Origin of the sequence: Pseudostreptobacillus hongkongensis (genome assembly GCF_001559795.1) — a bacterium.
Taxonomy (GTDB): Bacteria; Fusobacteriota; Fusobacteriia; order Fusobacteriales; family Leptotrichiaceae; genus Pseudostreptobacillus; species Pseudostreptobacillus hongkongensis.
On the sequence record NZ_LOHY01000117.1, the window covers coordinates 1 to 17,059 of the forward strand.

General features: G+C 26.4%; 17 protein-coding genes. 1 reads left to right on the forward strand and 16 read right to left on the reverse strand.

What is annotated here, in order from left to right:
• Window positions 1–590 precede the first annotated feature (590 nt).
• The 7 genes from agaF to AYC59_RS05990 form a co-directional block, all read right to left on the reverse strand.
• Window positions 591–1,016, reverse strand: a complete 426-nt coding sequence (gene agaF, locus AYC59_RS05965; RefSeq protein ID WP_066896341.1) for a PTS galactosamine/N-acetylgalactosamine transporter subunit IIA — start codon at window positions 1,014–1,016, stop codon at window positions 591–593.
• 11 nt (window positions 1,017–1,027) lie between these two features.
• Complete coding sequence (locus AYC59_RS05970; RefSeq protein WP_245620678.1) at window positions 1,028–1,846, reverse strand: PTS system mannose/fructose/sorbose family transporter subunit IID; 819 nt, start codon at window positions 1,844–1,846, stop codon at window positions 1,028–1,030.
• The gene (gene agaW, locus AYC59_RS05975) at window positions 1,833–2,603 is read right to left on the reverse strand and encodes a PTS N-acetylgalactosamine transporter subunit IIC (protein WP_066896344.1); all 771 of its coding nucleotides are present in this window, start codon (window positions 2,601–2,603) and stop codon (window positions 1,833–1,835) included. The genes AYC59_RS05970 and agaW overlap by 14 nt, the downstream gene beginning before the upstream one ends.
• A 28-nt stretch (window positions 2,604–2,631) precedes the next feature.
• Window positions 2,632–3,105 carry a PTS N-acetylgalactosamine transporter subunit IIB gene (agaV, locus tag AYC59_RS05980; RefSeq protein WP_066896347.1) on the reverse strand — a complete coding sequence of 158 codons (474 nt, stop codon included), beginning with the start codon at window positions 3,103–3,105 and terminating at the stop codon, window positions 2,632–2,634.
• Window positions 3,106–3,290: 185 nt separating this feature from the next.
• Window positions 3,291–3,731, reverse strand: a complete 441-nt coding sequence (locus tag AYC59_RS05985) for a histidine-type phosphatase (RefSeq protein WP_066896352.1) — start codon at window positions 3,729–3,731, stop codon at window positions 3,291–3,293.
• Between the two features lie 24 nt (window positions 3,732–3,755).
• A complete protein-coding gene (locus AYC59_RS07930; RefSeq protein ID WP_169792231.1) occupies window positions 3,756–3,923 on the reverse strand; it encodes a hypothetical protein in 168 nt (55 codons plus the stop codon).
• Window positions 3,924–4,033: 110 nt separating this feature from the next.
• Window positions 4,034–5,191: an SIS domain-containing protein gene (locus AYC59_RS05990; RefSeq protein ID WP_066896355.1), complete on the reverse strand. Its 1,158-nt coding sequence runs from the start codon at window positions 5,189–5,191 to the stop codon at window positions 4,034–4,036.
• Window positions 5,192–5,333: 142 nt separating this feature from the next.
• Between AYC59_RS05990 and AYC59_RS05995 the strand changes: the two genes are divergently transcribed.
• Window positions 5,334–6,701 carry an MATE family efflux transporter gene (locus AYC59_RS05995; RefSeq protein ID WP_066896358.1) on the forward strand — a complete coding sequence of 456 codons (1,368 nt, stop codon included), beginning with the start codon at window positions 5,334–5,336 and terminating at the stop codon, window positions 6,699–6,701.
• A 42-nt stretch (window positions 6,702–6,743) separates the two neighbouring features.
• On the opposite strand, the gene AYC59_RS06000 is transcribed toward AYC59_RS05995, so the two are convergent.
• The 9 genes from AYC59_RS06000 to AYC59_RS06045 form a co-directional block, all read right to left on the reverse strand.
• Entirely contained in the window at window positions 6,744–7,292 is a 549-nt protein-coding gene (locus AYC59_RS06000) for a hypothetical protein (protein ID WP_066896361.1), read from the reverse strand.
• A complete protein-coding gene (locus tag AYC59_RS06005; protein ID WP_066896364.1) occupies window positions 7,293–8,645 on the reverse strand; it encodes a glucose-6-phosphate isomerase in 1,353 nt (450 codons plus the stop codon).
• Window positions 8,646–8,655: 10 nt separating this feature from the next.
• On the reverse strand, window positions 8,656–9,489 hold the full coding sequence (gene nagB, locus AYC59_RS06010; protein WP_066896367.1) for a glucosamine-6-phosphate deaminase: 834 nt from the start codon (window positions 9,487–9,489) through the stop codon (window positions 8,656–8,658).
• Window positions 9,490–9,518: 29 nt separating this feature from the next.
• Window positions 9,519–10,850 carry a signal recognition particle protein gene (gene ffh / locus AYC59_RS06015; RefSeq protein WP_066896369.1) on the reverse strand — a complete coding sequence of 444 codons (1,332 nt, stop codon included), beginning with the start codon at window positions 10,848–10,850 and terminating at the stop codon, window positions 9,519–9,521.
• Entirely contained in the window at window positions 10,850–11,176 is a 327-nt protein-coding gene (locus tag AYC59_RS06020) for a DNA-binding protein (protein WP_066896372.1), read from the reverse strand. Before AYC59_RS06020 ends, ffh begins: the two co-directional genes overlap by 1 nt.
• A 402-nt stretch (window positions 11,177–11,578) precedes the next feature.
• Window positions 11,579–11,719 (reverse strand): hypothetical protein, encoded by a 141-nt coding sequence (locus AYC59_RS07810; RefSeq protein ID WP_211260022.1) that lies wholly within the window; start codon window positions 11,717–11,719, stop codon window positions 11,579–11,581.
• 405 nt (window positions 11,720–12,124) lie between these two features.
• Window positions 12,125–15,064, reverse strand: a complete 2,940-nt coding sequence (locus AYC59_RS06035) for a type I restriction endonuclease subunit R (protein WP_066896383.1) — start codon at window positions 15,062–15,064, stop codon at window positions 12,125–12,127.
• 10 nt (window positions 15,065–15,074) lie between these two features.
• Window positions 15,075–15,677, reverse strand: a complete 603-nt coding sequence (locus AYC59_RS06040) for a restriction endonuclease subunit S (protein ID WP_066896386.1) — start codon at window positions 15,675–15,677, stop codon at window positions 15,075–15,077.
• 64 nt (window positions 15,678–15,741) lie between these two features.
• Window positions 15,742–16,941 carry a restriction endonuclease subunit S gene (locus AYC59_RS06045; protein WP_066896388.1) on the reverse strand — a complete coding sequence of 400 codons (1,200 nt, stop codon included), beginning with the start codon at window positions 16,939–16,941 and terminating at the stop codon, window positions 15,742–15,744.
• Window positions 16,942–17,059 lie beyond the last annotated feature (118 nt).

The window sequence follows — 17,059 nt, forward strand, 5'->3', positions numbered from 1 at the left end:
GGTAGATCATATAGAGTTAGAGATTATTATCAAGAATAAAAAACTACATTCTTATTTTGGCACAATCTTACATTTTTATATTGACATTAACACATATTTTATAACAAACAAATATTACTCCTTTTATCAGATATTTTAATTATATCACATTATGACTTTTTTATATACCAATTTTTATCCCAATTAATAGATCCAAATTTATATTCTGATTCATGTAATAATTCTGATATCTTAAACTTATCTAACTCTTCATAATATTTATCAAGTGAATCTAATAAAACCTTATAAATCTTTTCTTCTCATTCTTTAATATGTTTTGTATCTTCAAATATCTTATATCCTAAATAATTAAATTCTATTTCTTTATCATTTATTTCTATAGCAACAAAAATATCTTTTAAACTTATTTCTTCCATGAATTTATTTAATATATATCTAATATACTCATCTTTTTTTATTTCTGTAATTTCCTCCGATCTAAAGATATTTCATAATCTTAGGATAAGTATGTATCCTAAATCAGAAAATCTCAAGTACTTTTTGCAAAAAAAAATATAAATAGGTGTAAGTAAAACTTACACCCATATTAACTATATTCCATCTTCAAAATAATTATTTTGTTCTTTTATTTTGACTTCAAAACCTTGTATTTCTGATTTTCCAACTTCTATAGAAAAATCATATATTTTTTCTATATCTGAGTATTCTCTTTCGGATATAACTTCAAGAACCATAGGTAAATTCATACCAGCAACTACTTTAACATTAGCTTTATTCAAACTTAAAACTGACGCTAATTTAAATGGTGTTCCTCCAGCTATATCTGTTAGTATTAATACTCCATCTTCATTTAATTTATCTATACCTTCTGATATCTTAGATTCCAAAACTTCAGGTGTTATATCTTGAGTAAAGTCATAATATTCTAATTTATCAACACTACCCATAACTAAATCAACTGAACTTTTTATACCAGAAGAAATTTTACCATGTCCTGTTAAAATAATTCCTATCATTTAAATACCTCTTATAATATTCCTAAATATGCTCCAAGAACACCCACTAACAATGTAATTAATACTAGATAAATTGGTGAAACTTTCTTCTTAATTAAATATAAAATTAAGAATGTATAAGAAACTGGTAATAATTTTGGCATTACTTTATCTAAAACACCCTCTTGTAATTTAACTGTAGCAGCTCCTGCAACTATTTCTGTTTTAATAGATAAATTAACCATTGAAGCAGCTAAAGCACCAACTACTGTAACTCCAACTATAGTAGCCGCTCTTGAAACTTTTTTAGTGTTTTCTTTTAAACTTGATATGGCAGAAACCCCTGTTCTATAACCATAGTGCATTAATACATAACGTATAATTAATTGAGCTGCAACTAAGAATAAAACATATAGTATAGGACCAAATACTTGACCATTAATAGCCATTTGAGCACCTATACCTGTTGCTATCGGAACTAAAGTTAACCAGAATATTGAATCTCCTATTCCTCCTAAAGGTCCCATAGTAGCAATTTTAATACCTCTTATAGTATCTATATCTTCTTTATTTTCTTCCATTGCTAAAACTATACCTTGAATAAAGTTAATTAAGAATGGATGTGAATTAAAGAATTCTAAATGCAATTTCATTGATTTTTTTAAATCTTCTGGATCTTTATGTATAGCTTTTAATCCAGGTAAAATTGAATATAGCCACCCTGCTGCTTGCATTCTTTCATAATTAAAAGATCCTTGTAAAAATAATGAACGGAAAATCATTTTGTCTAGTAATTTTTTATCAATAACTTTTCTCACTTCTCTATCTTGATATCTGTTAGATTCCATCATCGTAATTTTCCTCCTTTTCAACAACAGGTTTACTTCCTAAAATGTATAAATCATACATCGCTATAGAAACTCCTAATAAGGCTACTGCAAGTGTATCTAAATGTAAATAAGCTGAGAATATAAATCCTACTATTAAGAAAGGTATATAATCTTTCTTTAACATAATATTTAATAGTATACCAAATCCAACTGCTGGCATCATTCCACCTGCAACTTTAAATCCATCTATTAATTTCGCTGGGAATGCATTAACTATACCGGCTAATTTATCAGCTCCAAAGTAAACAACTAAGAATGAAATTCCTCCCCAAAGTATAAATCTTACAACTAATTGTGAAAGATTTAATATTTCAAGACCTCTAATATCTAGTTTTTCAGCCATTTCATCTGCTTTATGCATAAGTGGACTAAATACTGTAAACATTAAAGTTACCATTATTTGTGCAAGTAATGCAAATGGATAAGATAGCGCAGATGCAGCTTCAGGATTTAAAGAACCTTTAGATAAAATTGCAAGAGATATACCAACAACTGCTCCTATAACTACGTTAGGCGGTTGTGCTCCTGCAAGTGGCATTAATCCCATATACATTAATTCTAACATACCTCCAGTTACTAACCCTGTCTGAAGGTCACCAAGAATTAGTCCTATAACTAATCCTGACACTATAGGTCTATGCATTGTTTCTAAGAAGTCAAACTGCTCTATCCCACAAAAACCAGCCCATAGCGCAATTAATAATGCTTGTAATAACATTAAAAACACCTCACTTTTATTTTTGTAACTATATTAATTCCATAATATTTTTACCTTTATCTGAAGGAACTCCTCTTAAATCAAGTTCTACTCCTAATTCATTTAATCTCTTTAAAGTTTTAATATCATCTTCATCAACAGAAACTGTCGCGCTTATTTGTTTTTTCCCTTCTGAAAAATGCATATTACCTATATTTAAATATTTTATAGGTACTCCACCTTCAACAAGTTTTAATGCATCTTGAGGAGTTTTAACAACTAAAAATATTTTTTGAGCATCTGATGCTTTATGTATAACATTGATAGTTTTTTCAATAGTGAAATATCTTGATTGAACTCCTTCAGGTAACACCATATCCATTAAACTTTGTTGAACTGGGTCATTTGCAACCACATCATTTGCAACTAAAACTAAATTAGCTTGTATACTATTTACCCAAGTCATTCCAACTTGACCATGTACTAATCTATTATCTACTCTAGTAGAAAGTATATTTGGCATCTTTATCACTCCCTATTTTATGTGGTTCTTACCACTTATTTATACTACATTATACCTTGACTTTTTAAATTGTCAATAATTAAAAATCAATTTTATTTAATACTTAATATATAAATTTTAATAATAAAATAGACTGTTATCTATATGAAAAACAGTCTATTTATATATATGGATATTTTTATTTATTATTCTTTAACTACACCTGCAGCCTGTGTTGCAAGTTTTAATGAACCTGACATTTTAGGTTTATCTCCTAATTTAAATGTTATTTTAGTATTATAATCATCAAAATTACATGTTCCTTGTTTACATACATTTGATTCTTTCATATTTAAAACTTTTGATAGAAATTTATAATTAGAATCAAGATTTTTACTTATTCCATCTTTTAATCCCATAGTTGCTATTTGTTTAAGAGCTTCATCTTCAAACTCTTTACTTACCTTTGTTAAACGAGGATGAAAAATAGGATCTATTTTACTAGCTGAATATCTATGATAAAATCTTAAATTTGCTATAGGCATAAATCCACTAGAGAAGTATTGTGCTGTTGCTATAGTTCTTTGCATACTATTTGCATAAATATTTACTTCATCTGTATTTGGAATATATTTTTCAGTAAACATACCCTCATTTATTAACCATTTTCTTTAATATTGTCCCATCATAGTTTCAAAAATACCACCATGAGATGTTAATTCACTTGGATTTGATGACCACTCTATCCATTCATTAGGTATTATTTTACCTAAAACACTATCATTTGAAGAAAGAGGCACCCTTATATTATGTCTACTTAAAACAACAACTTCTTTCAATTTATATTTATCTTCATTCTTAATTTCATTACCATATAGTTATAATTGAAAAACTAACAAGAATAAGCCTAAAAAGTATAACATTTTTTTAATAACTACCCTTCAATATTTTATTTAAATTCATGTATTTGGAATTTTTTAACTACTCTATTAACTTCTCCACTTGGGAAAGGATTATCTGTAGTTAAATTAAAATATTGTGATTTAAAGAAAGCATACATTTGCCCATAAACTAAATATGTAAATATATTTGTTTCAGGATTTTCATCAACTCTTGGAGTTACCATTGTTGTACTAACACTTTCTTCTTTATTTCCTCCTCTTATACTATAGCAAACTATTTCATTAGCTATTGATTCAGTTTTCATTTCATCTAATATATCTAATGCATATTTTTTTGCATACTCATCATGTGAAAGTAATAAAAATACTATAGTTTCATTATTTATAACAGATTTTGGACCGTGTCTAAACCCTAAAGTAGTATCACTTTTAGCAACAACTTTTCCAGCTGTTAACTCCATAACTTTTAAAGTTAGTTCTTCTGCTAAACCTCTGTATATTCCATCACCTAAAACTATAATTCTATCATGGTTTCCTTTACTAATTTCTTTCATAGTTTCAAGTTTATTTTTCAATTCTTCTTCAGCAATTTTTACAGCTTTTCTCATTCTTTCAGGATTTGTTGGTTTATAGAATACAAGCATAGCTGTCATCAACATACTTGAAAAACTACTTGTCATAGCAAATCCTTTATCATTACTTCCTTCTGGCATCATTAATACTAAAGTATTTGATTTAAACTCATCTGTCTTAGACATTAAAGCAAGTTCTCCTTCAGGATTACAAGTAATAAACAGATGATAAACTTCTTTAACAATTTGATTTACTAAATTAATTGTTGCAACTGATTCAGGTGAATTACCTGATCTAGCAAATGATACCAATAACACTTTACTATCTTTTTTTAAATAGTTAAGTGGATTATTTACAATATCTGTAGTTGCTATAGATGAAAAATTAATATCTTGCATACTATTTAATAAAGGAGCTAATATATTTCCTACATATTCTGATGTACCTGCTCCTGTAAATATTACATTTACATCTTTCCCAACTTTTTCAAGAAACTTTTCAATTTCTTCCTTTTTTACTTCATAATTTTCTATAGCTCTATACCAAATATCTGGTTGTGTAGCTATTTCTTTTGCAGTGTTGTATGAATTAGTTTCTAATAAAACTGATTCTTCTATTCCTAAATATTTCATAAAACCTCCTAACTGGTACTTACCACATTATATTATACCTCAAGAATCTTAAAAGTCAATATATCTTATATATTTTTTTGAATTTGACATTTATTTAGATGATATATATAATGTAAAAGTAAGAATTAAAGAAAGGAAATTTATGGAACAAAAATTACAAAATCCTATGGGATATAAACCCATACCAAAATTATTATTTTCTATGACTATACCTTCTGTAATAGCTAATTTAGTAAATGCTTTGTACAATATAGTTGATCAAATATTCATAGGTAGAGGAGTTGGATATTTAGGAAATGCAGCAACAAATATAGCATTCCCATTGACTACTATCTGTCTTGCACTAGGTCTAATGACTGGTATAGGAGCTGCATCAAATTTCAACTTAGAATTAGGTAGAAAAAATGAAATCAAAGCTCGAAAAATTGCAGGAAGTGCAATAACTTTCTTATTTATCATAGGAATAATATTATGGTTAGGTGTAACACTATTTTTAAAACCACTAGTAACTGCATTTGGTGCAACAGATAATATACTTGAATATGCTATGTCTTATACAAAAATAACATCAATTGGACTACCATTTTTCTTAATATCCGTAGGTATAAACCCACTTATTAGATCTGATGGTTCTCCTAAATATTCAATGTTTGCAATTATAGTTGGAGCTCTTTTAAATACTATACTTGATCCTATATTTATCTTTATATTTAATATGGGAATAGAGGGAGCAGCCATTGCAACTGTAATATCTCAAATAGTTTCAACTATTTTAATTTTAGGATATTTTACAAGATTTAAAACTGTAAAGTTCACATTAAATGATTTTATACCTAGAATTAAGTATATAGCACAAATAATAAAACTAGGACTTTCATCATTTATATTTCAATTTTCAAATATGATAGTTCAAGTTACTACAAATAATATGTTAAAAGTATATGGACAAATGAGTATTTATGGAAGTGATATTCCTATAGCTGTTGCAGGAATTGTAATGAAAGTAAATGTAATATTCATAGCAATAATAATAGGAATAGTACAAGGTGCTCAACCTATCTGTGGTTATAATTATGGTGCAAAAAAATTTAAAAGAGTTAGACAAGCAGCTAATTTAACTTTTAAAATTAGTTTTATTATATCATTAATATGTTTCTTAGTATTCCAAATATTTCCTAGACAAATTATAGAATTATTTGGAGATGGAGATTCAAATTACTTTGAATTTGCAATATTTTATATAAGAGTATTTTTAATGTTTTCAATATTAAATGGAATTCAAATAACTGGTTCAACATTCTTTCCTGCTATAGGTAAAGCATTTAAAGGAGCTATAATATCATTTACAAAACAGTTATTATTCCTATTGCCATTATTAGTAATAATGCCAACAATATTCAGACTTAAAGGAATAGCTTATGCAACTCCAGTTGCTGATTTTTTATCATTTATACTAGTAGTATTCTTACTTTATATTGAATTTAAAGGAATGCCTAAAGAAGATTTATAAACAAAAACCCCCAAGTACATTTTGGGGGTAATTTTATATCTACTATTTTGATTCTTCTTTTTGTTCTACTGGTTGTTGTTCTTGTTGTAAACCTAATCTATTTTTTAAGTCACCTTTTATAAAGTCAAGAATTTCTTCCTTATTATCTAAATTCCATTTACCATCAACTTTAGACATTTTTACTTCTATTGTTTTATCAACATACTTTAATTCTTTTTCTTTACTTAAATTTGCAAAATAGTCTTCTACTATTTTATTAATTTGTTCCTCTGTTGCATTACCTTTTAAAGTTTCTTGTAACATTTGACCAAATACTTCTTGCATATATGGTAATATATCTACTGCTTTAATATTTAATTCTATAGTTGAAGCATCATTTTTTTGATCTACTTTACCTATAGTATATTGAAATTGTTTCATTAGACTTTCCATTCCTAATGCTATTTTTTCATTTGATTCTACTAATTTTTCTGTAGTTTTAATATTTTCTAATTCTTTAACTAAAGCTTGTTTTGAAGCTGGTTCTCCACAAGATATTAATAATATTAAAGAAAATATAGTAACAAAAAATCCTTTTAATATTTTTTTCATTTATTTTCCTCCTAAAATATCTAATAATTTTTTAGTTTGTTCTTCATATCCTGGTTTTTCAAGTAACGCAAACATATTTTTCTTATATGCTTCAACTCCTGGTTGATCAAATGGATTTATTCCTAACATATATCCACTAATTGCAACAGCTTTTTCAAAGAAATAGAATAAATATCCTAAGTGGTAAGGAGTTGCTTCAGGTAAATTGATTATTACATTAGGTACACTTCCATCCACGTGTGCAAGTACTACACCTTTAGATGCTTGCTTATTAACATAATCTATAGATTTACCAGCTAAATAATTTAAACCATCTAAATCTACTTCTTCTTTTTCTATAACTATATCAACTTCAGGCTTATCTATTAATAAAACTGTTTCAAACATAGTTCTTCTAGCTTCTTGTATAGATTGTCCTATAGAATGTAAATCAGTTGAGAAATCAGCTGATGTAGGATATATACCTTTACCATCTTTCCCTTCTGATTCTGCAAATAATTGTTTCCACCATTCTGCAATATAGTGTAATCTAGGTTCATAATTAGTTAATATTTCAATATTTTTACCTTTATTGTATAATATATTTCTTGTAGCAGCATAGATCATAGCTTCATTTTCATAATATGATTTATTAGAAAAGTCTTCCATTGCATCTTTTGCTCCTTCCATTAAATTATCAATAGAAATACCCGCAGCTGCTATAGGTAATAATCCTACTGCTGTTAGAACAGAAAATCTTCCACCAACATTATCTGGTACTACAAATGTTTCATATCCCTCAGTATCAGATAATTTTTTTAATGCTCCTTTACTTTTATCAGTAGTAGCATAAATTCTACGTGCTGCCTCAGCTTTACCATATTTATCTTCTAATTTTTTCTTAAATAATCTAAATGCTATAGCTGGTTCTGTAGTAGTTCCTGATTTAGAAATTACATTAATAGAAAAATCTCTATCTCCAACTAAATCTAATAAATGTTGTAAATAAACTGGACTCATATTAGTTCCTGCAAAATATATTTCAGGTCCTTTTCTACTAGATTTCGGTTGATTATTATAGAATGTATTAGATAAAAATTCTATAGCTGCTTTTGCACCTAAATATGAACCTCCTATACCTATAACTATTAAAACCTCTGAATCATTTTGAATTTTAGAAGCTGCTTTTTTAATTTTTTCAAATTCTGCTTTATCATAATTTTTAGGTAAATCAACCCATCCTAAAAAGTCATTCCCAGCTCCTTTTCCTTCCATTAATATTTTATCTGCTAACTCAACAAAAGGTCTTATTTGGTCAAATTCGTGTTTACTAATAAAATTTTCAGTGTACTTATTTTCTAATCTTAATTTCATTTTTTTCTCCTTATTTACTTAATTCAACTAACTCTTTTTCTATTTTTTTAAAGTCTAAGTTTTCTGATTCTATATCTTTAAAATATCTATATGTTTTAACTTTTAATTCAAGTGCTGCATCTTCATCTATTACTAAAATAGCTTTTCTATGTAATTGTAAAGCTGATATAGTCCATAAATGATTTACACCATCTTCTATTCCCTTATGTATAGCATAGGCTTTCTTAGGACCATTAGCCATTATTAATACTTCACGTGAATCCATTATAGTTCCAACTCCAACAGTTAAAGCAAGTTTAGGTACTTGTGTTATATCATTATTAAAGAATCTTGAATTAACAAGTATAGTATCTTGTGTTAACTCTTTATCTCTAGTTCTTGATGAAAGAGATGATCCTGGCTCATTAAACGCTATATGTCCATCTTCTCCAATTCCACCTAAAAATAGGTTAATTCCTCCAACACTCTTAATCTTATTTTCATATCTCTTACATTCTTCTTCAAGATCTTCTGCAAGTCCATTTAATATATTAATATTTTCTTTTTTAATATCTATATGATTAAAGAAATTTTCATACATAAAATAGTGATAACTTTGGTCATTTTCTGGTGATAATCCAACATACTCATCCATATTAAAAGTTATTACATTTTCAAAAGAAACTATTCCTTTTTTATTTAATTCTATTAAATTTCTATATGTTTCAAGTGGTGTTGAACCTGTTGGCAACCCTAATACAAAAGGTCTATCTTTTGTAGGTTTAAATTTAAGAATTTCTTTTGCAACGTGATATGCACTCCATTTTCCAACTTCTTTGCTATTCTTTACAATCAATAATCTCATTAATGAATCACTCCTTAGCTTATATTATATTATCTTTTTTTACCAATTCTACCAAACCCAGGTATATTACCTGAATTAAACATTTTCATCATTTGTTTCATCTGATCAAATTGTTTCATTAACTTATTAACTTGAGTTACATCTGTTCCTGAACCCTTTGCAATTCTTACTTTTCTACTACCAACTTTTAATAAATTAGGATTTCTACGCTCTTCAAGAGTCATAGAATATATAATTGCTTCAACTTTTTTCATTTCTTTTTCAGCACCTGTAAGATCTATGTCACCCAGTGCTCCCATACCTGGTAACATTTTTAATATTCCACCAAGAGATCCCATTTTTTTAATCATTTTAAACTGTTTTAAAAAGTCTTCATAATCAAATTGATTTTTTCTAAACTTAGCTTCCATTTCTTTAGCTTCTTTTTCATCTATAGCATCTTGAGCTTTTTCAACTAAAGTTACTACATCTCCCATTCCAAGTATTCTACTTGCAAGTCTTTCTGGATGGAAAAGAGAAACATCATCTAACTTTTCACCTTCACTTATGTACTTAATAGGTTTACCTGAGATTGCTTTAATAGATAAAGCTGCTCCTCCACGAGTATCTCCATCAAGTTTTGTTACCACTACACCAGTTATATCTAATTCATCATTAAAAGTTTTAGAAACATTAACAGCATCTTGTCCTGTCATCCCATCTACTACTAAAAGTATTTCATGTGGATTTACCTTACTTTTTACTTCTCTTAATTCCATCATTAATTCTTCATCTATATGTAATCTTCCAGCAGTATCTATTAAAATATAGTCAGAACCTTGACTATTTGCTTCTTTTAATCCTTTATCAACTATATCTAAAACATCATTACTTTCTTCAATAGTAAAAAAAGGTACTCCTATTTGTCCTGCTAAAACCATAAGTTGTTTTTTTGCAGCTGGTCTATAAACATCGGCCCCTATTAAAAATGGTTTATATTTTTCTTTTTTTAATAATTTTGATAATTTAGCTGCAAATGTTGTTTTACCTGCCCCTTGAAGCCCAACAAGCATTATTATAGTTGGCTTACTTTGAGACTTATTTAAAGATGTATTACTTCCACCTAAAATTTCTACTAATTCATCATTTATTATTTTTATAAACTGTTGTCTTGGATTAACTCCTTTAATTACTTCTTCTCCAAGAGCTTTTTCTTTTATTCTATTTACAAAATCTTTAACCACAGTATAGTTAACATCTGCTTCAAGCAATGCAAGTCTAACTTCTCTTAATGCTTCAGTTATATTACTTTCAGTAATTTTACTTTGTCCAGATAATTTTTTAAATGTATCTTGTAATTTATCACTTAAATTTTTGAACATTAAAATACCCCTTCTTCAAATTCTTCTATTAATTTATTTAAATTTTCTATACTTAGATTTTTTTTCAATTTATTTAAACTTTCTAAATATCTCTCATCTCTACTCATTATCCCTAATAAATCTTCATATTTTTCTAGCTGTTTACATCCTCTTTTAATATTATCAAACACAGCCTGTCTTGTAACATTAAAAGCTTCTGCTATTTCTGTTATAGTATTATCCTCCTCCAAATATGCTTCCAAATACTTCTTCTGTTTATCAGAAAAAAGATTTTTGTAATATATAAATAAAGTTGAGTATCTAATATATTCTTCTATTTCTTTCATTATTACATTTTACACTATTTCATATTTTTTTTCAATAAAATAAATAAACAAAGTGCCCCAAAATAGGACACTTCTTATATAAATTTTAGTATTTATGTTATAAAGACAAATCTTTTTTATCAAATCAAACTATTCCAAAAATATATAGAATTATTGATATAATTATTAAGATCCAAAAATCTTGTAAATATCGACTTCCTTCTAATATTTTCTGTGTTTTAAACAATATATTTAATGTAAAATATTTCATAAAATCTAAGTCTTGTGATAATTTAACAATTAAACTTACAACAAAAGATAATAAAGAAATACCTCCACCATATAGCAAACTATTTTTAGTACTATTAAACACACATGAAATACAAAACCTAATACTACTAATACATAAATGATAAAGGAAAACTACTCATTAAGTAGTATGAATTTATCTACATCTAATGTATCTGGTTGCTTTATATTTGCAAACCAAATTCCTATAATTGCAAAAAAGCACCACATAAATAATAAAGAAAGTAATTCTTCTGCATATGGAAAATCTTTCATTTTTCTCATTTTAGCAATTAATTTTTAAAAGAAATGAGCAATACGCATTATTAATAAAAATAAAAAAAATAGTATTTGAAAAATTAAGCAAAGATTATTCTAAAGAAAATATGGGAAATCTAGAATTTGCTTTAGAATACCATATATCTGCTATCATTGGAATAATTTCATACTGGTTTAGTTCAAATAAAAAACTTAAAAAAAGACACTTACTAAAATTTAAGTGCCCAATTTTTAAATTATTCATTTCATTTTTTAACCCCAGAATACACCTAAACATATTAAAACTACTAAAACAGTTTTTAAAATATTTGTCCCCCATACTAATTTGCTCATAATCCCTCCCTATAATTCATTATTTCATTTATATTTCCCTTTATACTTAATAAATATATATAATATTTTCTATATTCCTATAAATACATCTACCAAATCTTTTATCTTTTCGTAAACTTGTTTCTTTTTCTCAAGTCTTGCCCCACCTCTTCTACCAAGTGCTGGTAAAACACTATTTAATTCATTTCCACCTTCTATTACTTCACCTTTTTCTATAGAGTTTTGTATAAATCTATCAGCACCTTCTTTTAGTTTTTCATCATTTATAAGTCCTTGTATTTCCATCATCTTAACATCTCTTGCATAAATATAGAAATTCTCAACTATATTTTCCAAACTTTCCTTATCTAGAATATCAATTTTATCAATAAATTCAAGTATAAGACTTTCTTTAGGTCTACTTTCCATAGAAGAACGTATTAACCTTCTAACTTCATCTTTCAACTTATCAACATTTTCCACTTCTTTAACTTTATCTATAATTATCTTCAAAATATAGTCCAAATTTATTTCATCCGTTTTAAGTAAATCTATATGAAACTCTAAATCATCATCTATATTCTTATTTTTCTCTTCTTTCGCTGGTCTAAACTCTTCTTTAATAGCTAAATACTTACTTTTCATATCTTGCATTTTTCTTTCACTTATTTTCTTTGGTTCATTAACAAATTCATCAAAGTTTTTAAGTACATTATCAAGTTTAATTATTTCATTAAATAATTTAACAAAAAGTTTTTTATCTTCTTCTAATTCTATATTTGTAAATTCGGGTAATTTTTCATCTAAATTATCCACTGCATTTATATATTTATGAATATAATGTTCATAATTTTTCTCAAGTATAATATTTATACTATTTTTATCACCAAATGTTTTAATAGCATCTTTAGTTGCTTGTTCAAGATCTCTATAACATACAATATTACCAAAACTTTTAACCTTATTAAGTATACGATTAGTTCTTGAATAAGCTTGTATCAATCCATGATACTTTAAATTTTTATCAACAAAAAGAGTATTTAAAGTTGGAGCATCAAATCCAGTTAAGAACATTCCTACAACTAAAAGAAGATCAACTTCTTTTTCTTTTACTTTTTTAGCTAAATCTTTATAATAATTTTGAAATCCTTCACCCTCAATAGAAAAACTTGTACCAAATTCTTTATTATAATCATCTATAACATTAATTAAAAACTCTTTAGAAGTTAATTCAAGTTTACTAGGTTCATAATTTTCTTCCTCTATTTCACCTTTACTTCTATACTCTCCTTCTTCATTAGCTACAAAACTAAATATTGTTGCAACTTTAAGTTTTTTATCTTCAGGTAATTTTTCTTGTTCTTTTTTTAATTCTTCATAATATATTTTAGCTGCTTCTACATTTTCCACTGCAAGCATAGCATTAAACCCATTTAATCTTCTATCTTTAATACTATATGATTCATTTCTATGTGTTTTAATATTATAAACTGATAAAACATCTTTAACTATAGCATTTATACGTTTTCTTGAATGTAAATTTACACTATTTTCAATATTCTCATCTTCTTTAAATTCAGGTAAAATATTTTTGTAATCTACCTTAAATTTAAGAACTTTACCATCACGTATAGCATCTGTTATTACATAACTATGAAGCTGTGCCCCAAATACAGAAGCTGTTGTATCTCCTGTTAATGAATTTTCAGTAAATATTGGTGTTCCTGTAAATCCAAATTGATAATACTTTTTAAAAGCTTTCCTAATATTATTTTGTGCTTCTCCAAATTGTGATCTATGACATTCATCAAATATGAATACACATTGTTTAGAATATATATCATGTTCCCTATTCTTCTTAATAAATTCATTTAATTTTTGTATAGTAGTTACAACTATTCTACTATCTTTCTTTTCTATACTTTTCTTCAACTCCTTAGTATCTTTACTTCCATTCACACTATCTTTTTGAAAACTTTGATATTCTTTCATTGTCTGAAAATCTAAATCTTTTCTATCAACTACAAAAAATACCTTGTCTATATATTCAAGTTCAGTTGCAAGTTTTGCTGTTTTAAATGATGTTAAAGTTTTACCACTTCCAGTAGTATGCCATATATACCCACCAGCATCTTTAGAACTTAATTTATTTAGATAACTTGATCTTATCTTCCACAGTATTCTTTCAGTTGCAGCTATTTGATATGGTCTCATTATTAAAAGTATATCACTTGCATTAAATACACAATACTTAGTTAAAACCTCAAGCAAAGTTCTTCTAGCTAAAAATGTAGCTGTAAAATCAACTATATCACTTATCACATTATTCTTTGCATCAGCCCATTCACAAGTAAACTCATAACTATTTTTACTACGTTCAGTAGTATTTGCAAAATATCTTGTATTTGTCCCATTTGAAATAACAAATATTTGTATGTATTTATACAATGAAGAATCTTCATAAAAACTTTCACTACTATATCTATTTATTTGATTAAATGCTTCAAGTAAACTTACTCCACGTTTCTTTAATTCTATCTGTACTAAAGGTAAACCATTAACAAGTATAGTAACATCATACCTATTATTATTTACACTTACCTGTCTTGTTACTTGAACAAAATTATTATTAATATCTATTTTATCAATTATTTTAATATTTTGTAGTCTTCCATCATCAAACTTAAAATCATATATATGATCTTTTTGAATTTTACGTGTTTTTTCTTTTTTAGTATCATTAGGTGCATTAATATACTCGTCAAGTAATCTTTGCCATTCATAATCTGAAAATACTACTTTATTTAATCTTTCTATCTGTTTTCTCAAATTTAAGTATAAATCATTCATATTTTTAATAGTAATGTATTCATAACCTAAAGCCACAAGATCAGATACAAGTTTATCTTCCATTTCTTTTTCAGTTTGATAGCCTTCATTAACTTCTCTAATTTTTTCATATTCAGATAATATTATACCAAAATTACTTTCTAATATTGGTGAATTATATTTCAAAATTTCCTCAGACATAAAACTCCTTTCATTTATCAAATGTTAATAATTGTTCTCTATAATATTCATATTGTTTAGTTCTTAATTCTATTTCTTTAGGAAGTCCACAATTAATTGAATTTATAATAGTTTCTAATTTATCTAGTTTTGATACTATTTTTTGTTGAATTTCAATTGGTGGTATATATATATTTATATTTTTCATATTTTCTTGATTTATTTTAGGCGGAGTACCTCTAACTATATCGTATACATCTACTTTTGATAAATAATAATAAATATATTTCAAATTATATTTTTCATATTTTTCTTTCAAAATATGAGCATGATTATTAACCCATATTTTTTTATTTTCTATCCAATGTAATATCGGATTATTATTCTTATCTATAACCGAACCATCTTCACCCATCAAAATAAATGTTCCATCAAATATATAATCATCTACATAATCTTGTATACCATTTGCTCCATAATAAGGATATGCACCTTCTTTTCTGTCTTTTTGAGTTATTGGTCTTCTTTTAGAATCTAGTATTTCAACTATATCACCTAATCTTTTCAAAGCAAAATCATCCATATTTTCATTTTCTTTATTTTTTGAATCAAAATTTACCCCATTATTATACACATTAATTACATTATCTCCCTCAACAATAACGCTTCCATAGATATATTGGTAAATTTTGATTATATTATATTGTCTTGTCTTGTCTTGTCTTGTCTTCTAGTGTAATTCTATTACCTATGTTTGTCAAGATATATTCTCTATAATATTCATATTCTTTTTGTCTTAATTCTATTTCTTTTGGTAATCCTATATTTAAGTCATTGCATATCTTTTCAAAATTATCTAATACATTTACTATTCTTTCTTGTATTTCTAGTGATGGTAAGAAAAAATTATATTTTAATATTCTTTCTTTATCTCCTCTTGGCATTTTACCAGATTTGATGTTATTTTTTACATAATTGAAGAAATTATCATCTGATAAAACAAAATACAAATATTTCATGTTTATTTTATCAGAATTCTTCTTTAATACTAAAACATCTCCATTAGTACCACCTTCTTTATCTGCTAACCAAATTTTTTTTAAATATGGTCTTATATTTCCTATCAAAATATCACCTTCAGTGTATTTAGTCCACTTACCTTTATTTGGAACATTAGACGATGGAATAACACCTTTACAATTTTGCAACATATTTTCAATACTAATATAATTATATAAATTAAGTAATGAACTTTCTATTTTTTCATTAGAATACAAACAAACATCAAGTAATTCTACTTTCTGAACTTCAATATCCAAATTATCTATATTCTTAAATTCAAGTAAATAATCTCTATAATAACTATATTCTTTTTTTCTTAGCGTTAGCTCTTTAGTTAGCTCTTTAGTTAGCTCTTTAGTGTGGTCTGTGAGCTTATCTAACACCCTCACAATCTCTTCTTGTATATCTAATGGGGGGATTGGGATCATAAAATTTATCAAAGTTTCTTTTGATAATGATGGTATTCCTGCTCCATATTTACAATCCATAAATTTATTTTGACTATATTTAAGAAAATAATATATATATTTTTTATTATTAATATTTTCATTTACTTTAATTACATAAGCATGTGCCCCTGCAAAAAAATCTACATCTACCCAATTTACAAATCCTGCACTAGCTCCACCTTGACTTATTACAATATTATTTTTTTCAGTATTATATTCATGCCAATACCCAGAAGGATTTATACCACCATTTATAACTGGATATAAACCTTTTTCATCTAATAACTCCTTATTTAACTGAGTTCCTTTATTTATCTCACAAACATCCCCCAACTTCTTCCACTCTACTTCTCTTCCATTTAATAACTTTTCTAAGTATTTAATCATAATTCCTCTTTTTCTATAGTTTCTACTATATCTTCTATTTCTTTTCTTAATACATCTATTTTTGCTACTACTTCTTTTAACTCTTTATGTAATTCTTTTATATTTATCTTTTCTCTTG

Coding starts and splice junctions, on each gene's coding strand:
- agaF (WP_066896341.1), bottom strand. CDS start 1,016: ATGATAGGAATTATTTTAACAGGACATGGTAAAATTTCTTCTGGTATA.
- AYC59_RS05970 (WP_245620678.1), bottom strand. CDS start 1,846: ATGATGGAATCTAACAGATATCAAGATAGAGAAGTGAGAAAAGTTATT.
- agaW (WP_066896344.1), bottom strand. CDS start 2,603: ATGTTATTACAAGCATTATTAATTGCGCTATGGGCTGGTTTTTGTGGG.
- agaV (WP_066896347.1), bottom strand. CDS start 3,105: ATGCCAAATATACTTTCTACTAGAGTAGATAATAGATTAGTACATGGT.
- AYC59_RS05985 (WP_066896352.1), bottom strand. CDS start 3,731: ATGTTTACTGAAAAATATATTCCAAATACAGATGAAGTAAATATTTAT.
- AYC59_RS05990 (WP_066896355.1), bottom strand. CDS start 5,191: ATGAAATATTTAGGAATAGAAGAATCAGTTTTATTAGAAACTAATTCA.
- AYC59_RS05995 (WP_066896358.1), top strand. CDS start 5,334: ATGGAACAAAAATTACAAAATCCTATGGGATATAAACCCATACCAAAA.
- AYC59_RS06000 (WP_066896361.1), bottom strand. CDS start 7,292: ATGAAAAAAATATTAAAAGGATTTTTTGTTACTATATTTTCTTTAATA.
- AYC59_RS06005 (WP_066896364.1), bottom strand. CDS start 8,645: ATGAAATTAAGATTAGAAAATAAGTACACTGAAAATTTTATTAGTAAA.
- nagB (WP_066896367.1), bottom strand. CDS start 9,489: ATGAGATTATTGATTGTAAAGAATAGCAAAGAAGTTGGAAAATGGAGT.
- ffh (WP_066896369.1), bottom strand. CDS start 10,850: ATGTTCAAAAATTTAAGTGATAAATTACAAGATACATTTAAAAAATTA.
- AYC59_RS06020 (WP_066896372.1), bottom strand. CDS start 11,176: ATGAAAGAAATAGAAGAATATATTAGATACTCAACTTTATTTATATAT.
- AYC59_RS07810 (WP_211260022.1), bottom strand. CDS start 11,719: ATGAAAGATTTTCCATATGCAGAAGAATTACTTTCTTTATTATTTATG.
- AYC59_RS06035 (WP_066896383.1), bottom strand. CDS start 15,064: ATGTCTGAGGAAATTTTGAAATATAATTCACCAATATTAGAAAGTAAT.
- AYC59_RS06045 (WP_066896388.1), bottom strand. CDS start 16,941: ATGATTAAATACTTAGAAAAGTTATTAAATGGAAGAGAAGTAGAGTGG.